At 64.5% G+C, this 12407-nt stretch carries 15 protein-coding genes; 5 read left to right on the forward strand and 10 right to left on the reverse strand.

The features are described 5' to 3' along the window. The 7 genes from FJZ36_14940 to FJZ36_14970 form a co-directional block, all read right to left on the reverse strand. Window positions 1-735, reverse strand: a 735-nt coding sequence (locus FJZ36_14940) for a hypothetical protein (protein MBM3216199.1), incomplete at its 3' end; no start/stop codon positions are given. A 36-nt stretch (window positions 736-771) separates the two neighbouring features. Further along, window positions 772-1515, reverse strand: coding sequence for a protein jag (locus tag FJZ36_14945; protein MBM3216200.1), 744 nt, complete (start codon window positions 1513-1515; stop codon window positions 772-774). Between the two features lie 41 nt (window positions 1516-1556). Then, window positions 1557-3695 (reverse strand): membrane protein insertase YidC, encoded by a 2139-nt coding sequence (gene yidC, locus FJZ36_14950; protein MBM3216201.1) that lies wholly within the window; start codon window positions 3693-3695, stop codon window positions 1557-1559. Between the two features lie 3 nt (window positions 3696-3698). Beyond that, window positions 3699-3977, reverse strand: coding sequence for a membrane protein insertion efficiency factor YidD (gene yidD / locus FJZ36_14955; protein MBM3216202.1), 279 nt, complete (start codon window positions 3975-3977; stop codon window positions 3699-3701). 14 nt (window positions 3978-3991) lie between these two features. Then, window positions 3992-4489, reverse strand: coding sequence for a ribonuclease P protein component (gene rnpA, locus FJZ36_14960; GenBank protein MBM3216203.1), 498 nt, complete (start codon window positions 4487-4489; stop codon window positions 3992-3994). Between the two features lie 13 nt (window positions 4490-4502). After that, on the reverse strand, window positions 4503-5180 hold the full coding sequence (locus FJZ36_14965; protein MBM3216204.1) for a hypothetical protein: 678 nt from the start codon (window positions 5178-5180) through the stop codon (window positions 4503-4505). A 3-nt stretch (window positions 5181-5183) separates the two neighbouring features. Then, window positions 5184-5753 (reverse strand): HNH endonuclease, encoded by a 570-nt coding sequence (locus FJZ36_14970; protein ID MBM3216205.1) that lies wholly within the window; start codon window positions 5751-5753, stop codon window positions 5184-5186. A 91-nt stretch (window positions 5754-5844) separates the two neighbouring features. Between FJZ36_14970 and FJZ36_14975 the strand changes: the two genes are divergently transcribed. Then, a complete protein-coding gene (locus FJZ36_14975; GenBank protein ID MBM3216206.1) occupies window positions 5845-6126 on the forward strand; it encodes a DUF3783 domain-containing protein in 282 nt (93 codons plus the stop codon). 7 nt (window positions 6127-6133) lie between these two features. Here the strand turns inward: FJZ36_14975 and FJZ36_14980 are convergent, their stop codons facing one another. After that, window positions 6134-7237: a VWA domain-containing protein gene (locus FJZ36_14980; GenBank protein MBM3216207.1), complete on the reverse strand. Its 1104-nt coding sequence runs from the start codon at window positions 7235-7237 to the stop codon at window positions 6134-6136. A 39-nt stretch (window positions 7238-7276) separates the two neighbouring features. Further along, entirely contained in the window at window positions 7277-7747 is a 471-nt protein-coding gene (locus FJZ36_14985; GenBank protein MBM3216208.1) for a hypothetical protein, read from the reverse strand. 155 nt (window positions 7748-7902) lie between these two features. Between FJZ36_14985 and FJZ36_14990 the strand changes: the two genes are divergently transcribed. Next, window positions 7903-8709: a hypothetical protein gene (locus tag FJZ36_14990; protein MBM3216209.1), complete on the forward strand. Its 807-nt coding sequence runs from the start codon at window positions 7903-7905 to the stop codon at window positions 8707-8709. Window positions 8710-8780: 71 nt separating this feature from the next. Here FJZ36_14990 and FJZ36_14995 read toward each other — a convergent pair whose 3' ends face one another. Then, window positions 8781-9083 carry a Rieske 2Fe-2S domain-containing protein gene (locus FJZ36_14995; GenBank protein MBM3216210.1) on the reverse strand — a complete coding sequence of 101 codons (303 nt, stop codon included), beginning with the start codon at window positions 9081-9083 and terminating at the stop codon, window positions 8781-8783. Window positions 9084-9192: 109 nt separating this feature from the next. Here FJZ36_14995 and FJZ36_15000 point away from each other — a divergent pair, with 109 nt between their 5' ends. The 3 genes from FJZ36_15000 to FJZ36_15010 form a co-directional block, all read left to right on the forward strand. Continuing rightward, window positions 9193-10539, forward strand: a complete 1347-nt coding sequence (locus FJZ36_15000) for a hypothetical protein (GenBank protein ID MBM3216211.1) — start codon at window positions 9193-9195, stop codon at window positions 10537-10539. After that, entirely contained in the window at window positions 10170-12062 is a 1893-nt protein-coding gene (locus FJZ36_15005; GenBank protein MBM3216212.1) for an ABC transporter ATP-binding protein, read from the forward strand. The genes FJZ36_15000 and FJZ36_15005 overlap by 370 nt, the downstream gene beginning before the upstream one ends. Beyond that, the coding region (locus FJZ36_15010; protein ID MBM3216213.1) for an ABC transporter permease at window positions 12062-12407 on the forward strand (346 nt) is incomplete at its 3' end. The genes FJZ36_15005 and FJZ36_15010, both read left to right, overlap by 1 nt.

Genomic DNA, 12407 nt, shown 5'->3' on the forward strand with positions numbered 1-12407 from the left:
ATCGGTTCCCGGGTTCTCGCTCGTGCCAGGCTGGTGATCGTCGTCGTCGACCTCATCGTCATCGGCGGCGAAATCCTCGTCCTGAACGAAAAGGAACCTCAAGGTCTGGCGGAACAGGTCCGGGTCCGCTGCCCAGACGAGCTCGCCCATGAGCCGAACTTCCTCGGTCTGGAACTCGACCTGCTCGAGATCGACCAGCCCGGACGCGACGACCATGCCCTTGACGTGGATCGGGACATCCACCTGACCGCGAAACAGCTCGCCCAATACCTCGACGTCGAGCCCGCACAACAGCACCGAGAGCTCCTCGGGGTCTAGTGCCGACAACTCGGCGAGCCACATGCTGACCGCCTCGCGGTCAGCGACCCCCCCGGACCATGCGGTGCGCTCGAACATGTCGGAAAACTGCTCCGCGCTGACTGCCGACAGAATGCCGCAAGCGAGACCTGTGCCGAAAACGGTTCCCACCATCTCCAACAGGCTTTCGACGCGGGTTGCGCGCACGAGCGGCTGACAGTCTGGAACCAGGTAGTAGAGGGACTCCCGGTCACGCGGATCGGTCGTCGCGTCCAGGACTTGGAGCTGAGTGGGTTCGGGCAGGCGCGCGAAGAGCTCCTGCGCGCTCGCGGGATCGCTCCGCAGCAGGAGGCGGCTGGCATCGAACGGGTCGTCTGGAAGTGCAGGCAACGGGGCGCGTCGAGTGTCACCCGCCGCCTGACGCGACGATCGACGCACGGCTCATACTCCTCGGGCTCGGCGATGACTTGGCGATCACAGATCGTCATTGCCCGGGTCGGGCACGAACTTGTCCTTCGGCACGACGATGACGGCACGGTACGCGCCTTCGCCACGGCTGAACGTCCGCACGTCCTCGTCATCGCGCAGCGCCATGTGGACGATTCGGCGATCGCGCGGGTTCATCGGCTCCAGCACCGCTTCTCTGCCGGTCGCGCGGACCCGACGCGCCGCATGGTGCGCCATCTCTTCGAGCATGTCCTCGCGCTTCTCGCGGTACGCGCCGGCATTGACCACGACACGCCGCTTTGCCGACGGTGACCGGCTGACGATGCAGTTCAACAGGTACTGGATGGAGTCCAGCGTGTGTCCGTGCCGCCCGATCAGCACGGCAGCGTCGTCGGTCTCGATGTTCAGGTGCAGGTCCTCGTCGCGGACCTCGGACCGCACTCCGGCAGGGACGCCCATGAGACGGAGCAGCTCCACCAACGTCTCTTCCGGCGAGACCTCCACGCTGCGGTGAACCGAGACATGCACGCGCGCGGGAGTGGAGCCGAGGCTCAGGAGCCCTTTGGTTCCTTCGCTGACGATCCGCACGGCGATATTGTCTGGATCCACGTCCAGTGCCAGCGCGGCATCGTGTCGCAGCGTTTCCAAGTCCTTTGCCCCAAGCTGTTCAGCGGGAACACCGAGCTCTTCGAGGGCAGCTCTCAGTGCGTCCTCTTTCGTCACGCCCTCTTTCTCAACCGCACGACTGGTTGGTCGCGACATGGATCTCATCCCCTCCGCACATCTCACCCGCCAAACCGTCCGCGGTCAGGCTATCGCTGCTTGGACATTCGCACGAGCGACGACGCTCGATTGCGGCGCTTCTGCTTGCGTTTCTGCTTCGCCATGCGCTCGAGGTCGGCAGCGGTCAGGTTCTCCTCGCCCGTGCTCTTGCCGAACTTGTTGACCAGGAACTGCTGTCCCACACCGATGAACGTGCTGACGCCCCAGTAGAGGTTGAGACCCGACGGCATCCCGTAGAAGATGAACAGCAGCATCAGCGGCATCACGTACATCATCGTCTTCTGGGTTCCAGCGACCGACGTGGTCGCCGGGTTCATCTTCTGCTGCAGAATGGTTCCCGCAGTCATCGCCAAAGGCAATACGCGGATCGGGATACCGGCGACGGCGAACAGGGCGTCGGGAGCCGTCAGATCATCCATCCACAGCACGAACGGCGCTCCGCGAAGCTCTGCCGCCGTTCCCAGCATGCGGTACATGGCGATGAAGATGGGCATTTGGAGGACCAGCATCAGACATCCGCTCAACTGACCAGCCGGATTGACGCCGTACTTCGAGTAGACCTTCATCATCTCTGCGTTCATCCGCTGCGGGTCATCGCGGTACTTCTGCTTTGCCGCGTCCAGCTCGGGCTGGATGATCTTCATGCGCGTCTGCATGCGCTTCATCGATTCGCTGCTGTGCTGCGTGATTGGGTACATCGCCAAGCGCACGAGGATGGTCAGGACGATGATCGCGACGCCGTAGTTGCGCACAGCCGCATGGAAGAACTTCAGCACCCATAGGAGGGCTTTCCCCAAGCCGCCCAGGATTGCGCCGAAGTTGACGAGCTGCTCCAGATGAGCCGGCGTCTGGTCATCCGGCAACAGCACGTGTTTGAGCAGCGCGGTGTCCTTGGGACCTGCGTAGAGGCGGTATGTGTCGCGACGCTCCGCGCCCGGTTCGAGGAAGAAGCCGTCTGCCCGGAGCTCCGCCCCGGTTAACGGCGCAGTCACCGACGCGAACTCAGAGTACGCCCGAACCTGGTCCTGCTCGGCGCGCGCGCGCTGCTTCTCCGAGTCTGCGGGCTTCCGAATCGTCTGCGCAATGCGGTCGCTGATGCCGACGCTGCCGATAGGGGGGATGGTTAGCATGAGCTGTGTCTTGCGGCGATCCAGGTGGTTGTCGTCGAGCACCCAGTCCTTCGCCGACTTCATGTATTCGTTCAGCCGTTCCGGCTCTCGGAGAGCTTGCGAATCGGGAAACGCGCGGAACTCGCCGAACTCGACGTGGCGGTTCGAGCCCACATCCCCTGGCAGCATCGCGATCACGAAGTACTTGCTGTGCATCGCCGCCCACAGCGTGCTGTTGGAGTCCGCCGCATCCGATTCCGGGTGCTCCGACTGGAGCCCGGGAGTTTCCACGTCCTGATCACGGACCGCGCGGACGTTGGCGACGCCGGACTTGCGCTGCAGCCCGCCGCGAGCCCCATACGACTTCAGATCGACCGGTTCCTGGTCGGCAGCGACGCCAGGTCCCCACCGAAGCGCGTATCCTCGCGCCATCGCGTCCGACGCGATTTGGCCGGTATTGCGGAACGACAGCTCGATGTCGGCGGCATATGCCCGCCACGGGTCGTCCGGTGCGGCTCCGTGGAACCGGAACGTCTTTGTGATTTCGACGGAGCCGTAGGTTGCGACATACGCGACCTCGATTTCGCTCCCAGGGCCGCCAACCACGAGATCGCCCGGTTTCCCAGCAGCCTTCGTCCAGACCAGATCGGCGTCGTCCATGTGGATGCAGGCATAGTCGTCCGAGTAGACCGAGACCATGTCCAGAGGTTCGCTGGAGAGCTTTCCGTCGTGCGTTCGGACGGGGTACCGCGACAGACGCCAAGACACGACCGACGCCGTGGCGTCAGCGAGTTCCACTTCGTACGTGTCCGACCGAACAATGGTCTTCGAGCTGCCGCGGACCCGCGTGGCGGCGTTGACGGCTGGGCCCGCCGCCTCGCCAGCCAGCTCCGGAGTCACGGAAGGAGAGGCCGGGGCTGTCGGCGTCTGCGACGCCGTCTCTGCCGCTGGCTGTCCGGGGTCATCGGGGCTCACGGGCATGCGCGAGCGCTGAATGGTTGCCCACACGACGAAGACGACGGCGACCGCGACGAAGAACAGAGTGGTCTGTCGGTCCATATCTCACTTCATGGTTTGCCGGACAGGCGCTTGCCGTCCGCGGCTCTGTGATCTCCTGCTGTCAATGTCTCCGGGAACCGGGTCGTATCCGCCTGGATGCCACGGATGGCATCGCGCGATCCTGCGCGCAGCCAGACGCACGCCAGCGGCAAGCCCATGCACGCGGATCGCCTCGCTGGCGTACTGCGAGCAGGACGGTTGGAACCGGCAGCTACTCCCGAGCACCGGCGAAAGCAGCAGTTGATACGCGCGGATCGCCCCGAGCGCGACCTGAACAGGCAGCCGCCCCAAACGCTTCAGCGCCACGACTCGTCCTCTGTCCGATGGGGGTCTGGGGACCGCGATGCGAGGGCACTTCGGGTCGCCGGATCGTGTCCCGAAGAGCCTTGGGAGCCACGGTCGGAATCGGGTCGCCTCGGGTACCTGGGCACTCCGGAGCGATGCTGTGACGAATCGATGAGCTTGGAGCGCAACAGGAGGTCACGAAGCAGTCGGCAAGCCTCTGGCGCCGCGAGCCCGAGCGCGCCGCTTCGCACGACGATCACGATGTCGTACCCGGACACGATCTGGGACTCGAGTGTCCTGATCGCTTCCCGGATCAGCCGCTTTGCGCGGTTCCGCTGGACGCTCTTGCCGAACTTCTTCGTGGCGGTCATCCCGAATCGTGTTGCCGGAGCCGGCTCGCCGACTGCGCTCTTCGCGGGTGCCACATGGGCGGCGTAGGCGCGATTGGTGACCCGGAGCCCGAGTCGGTAGACCCGGTCGAACTCCCACTTCGCCTTCAGCGTGTCCAGAACGGCAACCCCTTTAAGGTCCGTAGCGCGCGATCTCGACGCCTCGCCGCCACTCCTCGAGCGAGATAGTGCCTTTCTGGTACGCGTCGAATCGGCTCAAGTCGGCACGCATGCTCAGCCACGGAAGGAATCCGGCGCTGGTCGCCAAGGCAACCACCGTGTCGATGCTGCGGCCATCGTCCATCCCCTGCACCGCTGCGCAGATGAGCGCGAACTCGCGCATCAGCGACTCGTCGGATCGCGCTCGCGGCAGGAACTCGACGCGAAGCACGTTCTGGGAACCTGCGATCCTGCCGTTTAGCGCTTGTGTGTCGACGACGGCGACCTCGTACCGACGGCGCAGGAACTCGATCAGACGCGATCTGTCAATGCCGATTGGTTCGGCACTTGTCGGGTCGGTCGGCACAGGGTCCAATCTCGGAAGAACGTTTGCGTCAGGCGAGGTGAGCGCGACCGGGGCGAGTCGAATCTCCGCGCCGTCCGCCATATCGAACGCGAGATTCGTGGACAGCCCAGGCTGTAGCTCCGATGACCCAAGCCGCCGACCCGTCTGCCGACGGGTCTCCTCGCCGAGCCGGGTCATGTAGGCGGTCTGACGGTAGTAGTTGGCGGGAGCCGAGCACCCTGCCGTCAGGAGTACACACCCAAGTCCAAGCAGAGCCGACACTGGGCGAACGACGGAAACCGGCATAGGCTACGCCATGTAGAGGTACTTGCGCCAAGACTCATGGTACATCGACGAGAAGCGCGTCAGGTGCAGGTAGTAGGCGATTGTCGGCGTCTTGGGCGTCCGCAGGGGGAACATGTTCGACTCCCGCGGCGAGTAGTCGCCCTTGCGATGGTTGCAGCCCCGGCACGCCGTCACCACATTGTCCCATGCGGTCTGGCCGCCACGCGAACGCGGTACCAGGTGGTCGATGGTCAGGTCGGACGCCAGGAACCGCTCCCCGCAGTACTGGCAAACGTACCGATCCCGCAGGAACACGTTGCGGCGCGAGAACTTGACGGTTCGATGGGGTATGCGGACGTAGGTCGACAGGCGGATCACCAATGGAACCGGCACGCGGAGCGACGATCCTCGCACCATGACGTCGCTGACCTCTTCGGCAGAGGCCGCCCCCTTCAACACGAGCTTGAGCGCTCTCCTGACATCGCAGATATGGATCGCTTCATAGCTCGCGTTGAGCACTAGTACGCTGGCGGTCGTCCAGTTGCTCATCGTGGATCCGTCGACAACGGAGATTGGTTCCGGGTCGAGCCCCATGGTAGCATACGCCACCAGCACCGGCAAGAACGCAACCGGCGTAAAGCCGCGCGGTACCGTTACTCACGCGCATTGAGAGGACGTGACTTCGATGGCAGGATCCGAGTCATCCAGAGATGTCCAAAGCGTCGATGACGCCCTGCCAGCCCGTGAGCGTCGCGGCAAAGTGGTCATCCTGGACGGGTTCACGCCGGACCAGCTGCGCGAGGTCCTGACAACATACCGGCGCTCGAACCACCTTCCCCAGGATGTGGCATTCGCGGTGGTGACGCCCGAGTCCTCGCGCCGCGTGCTGAGCGACGTGCTGTCTGACATACGAGCGGACGCAGCCGCACGCCGAACGCCATCGCCGGATGGTGGCGCTTCGGGGTGATTCGCTATCAACTGGATAGATTGGCGATCGGCGTCCAGGTTCCGCCGGTCCGAGACGCCAGCGCTCTCTGGAACGGTTCGTCCATCCCGATCACATCCACTTGGATGCGCGCCCGGTAGAGGGCTCCGAACACTTCGAGGCTGGCGTGCTCACCATCGACGTACTCGTCGGTGACCAGCACGAGATGTCGCGACGCGTCGTCGCGGTAGCGAATGAGCGGGATCGCGTCCATTAGGGCGTTCAGCGCCTTCTCCCCGCCCTTGCATTTCACCTTCTCGAGCGCCCGCTCGATGGTCGAGGTGTCCGCCGTTAGCGGCGTGACCTCCATGTTGCTGCCCAGCACGGAGCCCAACGTCGTGTTGCGGAACGTGACGACGCCGATGCGGAAGTCGAGACCGCTCACGGACAGCCGCTGAGCCATGCGCGACAGATGACGGGAGACGATGTAGATGTTGTCCTGCATGCTCTGGCTGGCATCGACAAGGAAGACGACATCCGCCTTGTTCGTTGCGACTCCTCGCGGACGGACGCCCAGGCTGTCTGCGATGACTTCGAGGGGGCTACGGTTCAGCAGCGTACCGGAATCGCCAAACGGCGACTCCGCGTCCGCACGACCATCGAGAGAGTCGCGCACGCCGGAGGCCGGACGGGGAGGGAGCCATGCTGCAACGGGCTTGGCAGAACGCGCAAGGTCGCTCAGCTCGGAGAGACGGGAGCCCCCTCCCGCGGACGGTGACGCCAGGTCGAACGCTCGTGTCGGGATCGAGAGCGGCGAGACAGCCAACGAGACCATCTCGACGTGTCGGTCGACCGAGGGCATCGGCGGCGTCAGCATCCCCGACTCGGACAACTCCCGCGATGTCAGAGGACCAACGACCCGCGAGCGCTCGTACGATGCACGGTCGGGACGGATGGCGGAGTGCGTTGCACGGACCTTGGGACGCGGCTGAACTGTCTCGACAGCCGCGACTGAATAGAACACGTCGGAGCTCGCGGAATCCATCGGTACCACGCGTATGGATGACAGCACGAGCACAAGCAGGACGTGCAGAACCACAGAAATGAGCAGCGGAGATGTTAGCGCTCGTCGCTTGTCGTCTCGAACTGTCACGTGTTCCGCCTCAGGGTTCCAGCGAACTTCAGAGGAGCCCTACTGGAACGACGCTGCCGTGTCTCGCGACCTACTCTCCGTCCTCTGATCGCTGCTCGACGAGTTGACCGGCAGCGCGCCCGGCATCTGCACCCACCCGTGCTCGATATACGCCGCTAGACCGAGCTGAAGCGCAGCCTTGATATCCTCCAGGAGCGATGGTGTCAGCGCTCGGAAGTGGAGACAAGCCTTTCCCCGTGCCATGCCCAGGAGCTCGCGAGGCATTGCTGATCGAACGTCATCGAAGGCGTACATCGGCATGAAGTGAAGCGTCACGTCGTCTCTGTTGCACACGACGCCCGCGAAGTGCACGTCGGAGCGAGTCCTACCGGCGACTGTGACCTCGCCCACCGACCATAGGTGGAACTCGCCTCCACCGTTCAGCCCCGCGCGCGCCTCGAACGGAGGCGTGTAGCCTTCGAGCAACGCTCGGAGCGCATTGTAGACCGACCGCAGATCGCCTCCGACCATCGACGACACCTCCTCGTGGCGTACTACGAAGCAGATGACCCTCCGGTTCCGCGCCTTCGACGAGCTCATCTACCATATTGCGTTGGTGTGATAGAAGTACTACTATCGCCATCGTGGTGGCTGTCGTGTGAGCATCATCACGGGGAGGATAGACCATGAGGCGACGGCTTGTTTGGTGTGCGGTTTCGGCGACGTTCCTGACGATCAGCCTCGCCGCAACGGCGGCGACGGCGAAGAAGGACGGAGCCAACTGGCTGATCGAGACCGACATGTACACCGTCAAGTGGAAGACCAACGCCCAGGCGGGTTACGACGGAGCATGGGCGAAGGGGAACGCGAAGTCCATCATCGGCGAAGGGCAAGGCAGAACGCTCTACCATTCGGCGAACTACGCTGGCTGGAAGGACTGGGGGATTTGCACGAGTGTGAAGGAGTTGGAGAAAGCGCCCGGCAAGGTCGCACTCGAGTATACTATCGACGACGGAGCCAGCAAGAAGTGGATCGTGACGGCAACGTACTGGGACGGCGTTCCTTACTTCCGTCATGAAGTCGTCGTCGAGGCGAAGGATGCGGTCGTCTCATTCAGCGACGGTCACGAGCCGATGCTCGAGCCACGGAACGCCCTGAAGAACGAGTTCCTCGACTGGAAGGATCCGTTCCCGCATGGCGTCGTCGGCAACGAAAACGGCTACTTCGCGATGTACACCGAGAAGGGAACCGTCGAGCTCTTCGCAGGATGGGCGCCGGACGGTCGGTTCCACCTCGTCCACAACGCCTTGGGTAAAGCCCTCAAGAAGGGCGAGAAGAGCGAGCCGCTCGTCTACTACATGGCAGTCGGGTCGGGCAAGGCGAAGGACGCGCACGACATCGCCGGAGATGTGACCAAGGAACCGAAGGGAGGTCTCGCCGTGTCGTCGCTCGGGAAGCTGGCGACGTCATGGGGAGAGATCAAGACCCAGTAGCCGGTTCGGATCGAGCGCCGGAGCCCTTCTTCGGCGCTCGATCCATGTACTTACGCAGCGATTTGCGGGCATCACAGTTCTACGAGGACGTCATCCCCCTCGACAACGACGATGAACGTCGGCAGTGTCAGCGTCGGGTCGGTGAAGCATTCGCCGGTGCGAACGCAGAGCTCGTAGCCGTGCTCCCAACAGGTGAGGATCGTGCCGTCCAAGGTCGCGCGGTCCAGTTCGACCTCCTCGTGAGGGCATACGCTCGAGGTGGCGTAGACGATCCCGTCGATCTCGAACAGCAGGATGTCGACGCCCCTGACGTTGACCCGGAGCCGCCCCTTCCTGCGGAGGGCGCTCAGCGACGCGGCGCGGAAACGTCTCAACCCGAATGCCCTCCGTCGTCATGGGATCGACTCGCCCGTGGCGGGTTCCTGCTATACTGAGTGATCGCTGACACCGGTGTACCGTTCTGCACACCTGAGACGCAAGGAGATGCGACTGATGGGCGCTGGTAGGCTGTCGGCAGGGGCTGCGACGTCGGTCATCACTCCGCCGGTCGGCGTCGATCTGACCGGGTACGGCGGGAGACCGTCGGGGTGCACGTCCGTCCATGATGATCTCTACGCGCGCGCCTTGGTGCTGGCGAACGACGACGTTCGTCTGGCGCTCGTGTCGCTCGATGTCATCGGCGTGGACTTCGACGTGCTGGACCGCATCCGGCAGGGCGTCACGTCGCAGACGGGCATCGCCGCCGAGCACATCGTGCTCAACGCTTCGCACACACACGCTGGACCCGCGACGCAGTCGTTGCGCGGGCTCGGCGAGCCCGACACGGGCTACGTCGAGCGGTTCGTCGCCGCAATCGTGCGCACCGTGTCCACAGCGGTTGCCGCAGCCGTGCCGGCGCGTGTCGGTTACGGTCGCGTGCCGGTTCAGATCGGGCTGAACCGACGGTACCGGGGGTCCGATGGACGGATCGTGATCGCCGACAACCCTCACGGCGTGGTCGCCCCGTACGCCGACATCCTTCGAGTCGCTGACGAGGACGGCAACACCATCGCCGTCTGGTTCACTCACGCCTGCCACCCGACGACCCTCGGCGGCGACAACCTCGCGGTCAGCGCCGAGTTCCCAGGCGTCGCCGTCGATACGGTCGAAGCCGTCGAGGACGGCGTCGCCATGTTCGCCCAGGGGTGCTGCGGCGATATCAACCCGATTCGCCGAGGCTCGTTCGACGCGGTCGAGCGCAACGGCAGGATCCTGGGAGCGGCGGTCGTCAGCGGGCTCCAGTCGATCACAGCCGACGATGCGACGCCCTCGCTGGGAGCCTGCCTCGAGGTCGTCCCCCTGTCGCTCCAAACGCCAACCCCAGTCCACGAGATCGAGGCGCTGGTCGCGTCGTTCCGGACGCAGGTCGAGAACGCCAAGTCGGAGGGACGCCATCGGGGTCATGTATGGCTCCGACAAGCATGGCTCGACTGGGCGCTTTCGATGCGAGCGCGATCCAGTGGTCAGGAACCCGCGCAAGACACTTGTCCGTTCGAGGTTCAGGTCGCTCGGATCGGCGACCTCGCCCAGGTGGGCTTGCCCGGCGAGGTATTCGCAGAGATCGGGCTGTCCATCTCGGACCACTCTCCGTTCGCTCTCACCAGCGTTCTCGGATACACGAACGGCTGCCACGGCTATGTGCCGACCGGATCCGCCTACGCCCTGGGCGGGTACGAAGTGAGCGACGCGATCCGCTACTACGGAACTCAGATGTTCGCTCCCGCCAGCGACAGCGAGCTCCGCTTCGCCGCCCTGCGCATGCTGCACGAGCTGCGACAGGAGATCGCGTGAGCCGCGTTCGGTTGTCCAACATCAGCAAGCGGTTCGGCAGCAACCAGGCGCTCGACGACGTGTCGCTCGAGCTCCGCGAAGGCGAGATTTTGGCTCTCCTCGGGGAGAACGGAGCCGGCAAGTCCACGCTGATGAACGTGCTCTACGGACTCATTCAGCCCGACAACGGCACGATCCGCGTCGATGACCGCGAACTGCGCTTCGCGTCGCCGAGCGATGCCATCCGAGCCGGGATCGGCATGGTGCATCAGCATTTCATGCTGATACCCAATCTCACCGTAGCCGAAAACGTCCTCATGGGCTCGCGAGCGGACAACCCATTCTGGTTCCGGCGCGCACGAGCCGTTGACGAGGTCCGCGTTCTCTCGACGGAGTTCGGGCTCGATGTCGATCCTCGCAGCAAGGTCAGTGAGCTACCCGTCGGCGTCCAGCAGCGGGTCGAGATTCTGAAATGCCTCGCGAGGCGGGCTCGCGTGCTGATCCTGGACGAACCCACCGCCGTCCTCACCCCTCACGAAGCCGACGACCTGGGAGCCGTGCTCTCGCGTCTGCGCGATAGCGGTCAGTCCATCATCTTCATCAGCCACAAGCTGCGTGAGGTCGTGGAGCTCTGCGACCGAGTGACGGTCCTGCGCCTGGGTAAACACGTGGCGACCGTGGATACCGACGATGTAGACGAGCAGCAGTTGGGCGAGATGATGGTCGGGAGAGTCGTCCGCCTGGGCGGTGACGAAGGCTCCAGACCAGAACGCGAACTGGCGCCGAGTCAGCCGGTCCTCCGCGTTCGCGGACTGCGAGTTCACGACGAGCGTAGCCAGCCAGCGGTACGCGACGTCGACTTGACCGTGAACGCTGGAGAAATCGTCGGGATCGCAGGTATCGACGGCAACGGGCAGCTCGAGCTGGCGGAGTGCCTTGCCGGAGTCCGTCGCACCGTCGCAGGCGACGTGATGCTGATGGAGCACGCCCTGGCGAACCTGAGCCCGCGCAGGCGCGCGGAGCTCGGGATGGCGGTCATCACGGAGGATCGGCAGCTCAAGGGCTTGATCCTGGACTTCTCGGTCGCCGAGAACCTCGTGCTGCGGGCGTACAGGTCGGACCTGTTCGCGGCACACGGTTTCCTTCAGCCACGCACCGTTGCCCGTCACGCGAGGGATCTCGCCGACCGGTTCGCCATTCGAGCGACCACCGTTCGTCAGCCCGTCGGGTCGCTGTCGGGCGGCAACCAGCAGAAGGTCGTGTTGGCACGCGAACTCACCGCGGTTCGGCGGCTCCTCATCGCCGTGAACCCGACGCGCGGGCTGGATATCGGAGCGACCGAGTACGTGCACGACGCGCTGAGGCATGCGTGCGACGAGGGAGTCGGCATTCTGCTGATCTCGACGGAGCTCGACGAAGTGCTGAGTCTGAGCGACCGCATCGGCGTCCTTTTCCGAGGTTCTCTCCGCGAGCTCCCACCGGGAACCGCCGAGGTTCGCGCCATCGTCGGGCAATGGATGCTCGGACTGGGAGCGGCATCGTGATGCCGTGGCTGCAGAACGCTCGAGTCGCTCGGGTTGCTGCCCGGCTGATGCCTCTGGTGAGGACGCTCGCTGTGATCGGCGCGTCGCTCGGACTCGCTCTGATCCTGCTGGCGGCGAGCGGATACGACCTCGCGTCCTGCCTGCGGGCGTTCTGGGTGGGCAGCGTAGGCTCGGCTCGTGGATGGGGCGTCACGCTGACGAATGCGTGCCCGATCATCTTCACGGGGCTCGCCGTAGCGGTCGCCTTCCGCTGCGGCGCGCTCAACATCGGCGCGGAAGGGCAGCTTCTGGTCGGCACGCTGCTGACGACCTGGCTCGGAGTGAGCGCGGAGCTCCCCACATCCG

This window comes from Candidatus Poribacteria bacterium, assembly GCA_016866785.1.
Classification (GTDB): Bacteria; Poribacteria; WGA-4E.

Coding starts and splice junctions, on each gene's coding strand:
- FJZ36_14945 (MBM3216200.1), bottom strand. CDS start 1,515: ATGAGATCCATGTCGCGACCAACCAGTCGTGCGGTTGAGAAAGAGGGC.
- yidC (MBM3216201.1), bottom strand. CDS start 3,695: ATGGACCGACAGACCACTCTGTTCTTCGTCGCGGTCGCCGTCGTCTTC.
- FJZ36_14965 (MBM3216204.1), bottom strand. CDS start 5,180: ATGCCGGTTTCCGTCGTTCGCCCAGTGTCGGCTCTGCTTGGACTTGGG.
- FJZ36_14970 (MBM3216205.1), bottom strand. CDS start 5,753: ATGGGGCTCGACCCGGAACCAATCTCCGTTGTCGACGGATCCACGATG.
- FJZ36_14975 (MBM3216206.1), top strand. CDS start 5,845: ATGGCAGGATCCGAGTCATCCAGAGATGTCCAAAGCGTCGATGACGCC.
- FJZ36_14985 (MBM3216208.1), bottom strand. CDS start 7,747: ATGGTCGGAGGCGATCTGCGGTCGGTCTACAATGCGCTCCGAGCGTTG.
- FJZ36_14990 (MBM3216209.1), top strand. CDS start 7,903: ATGAGGCGACGGCTTGTTTGGTGTGCGGTTTCGGCGACGTTCCTGACG.
- FJZ36_15000 (MBM3216211.1), top strand. CDS start 9,193: ATGCGACTGATGGGCGCTGGTAGGCTGTCGGCAGGGGCTGCGACGTCG.
- FJZ36_15005 (MBM3216212.1), top strand. CDS start 10,170: ATGGCTCGACTGGGCGCTTTCGATGCGAGCGCGATCCAGTGGTCAGGA.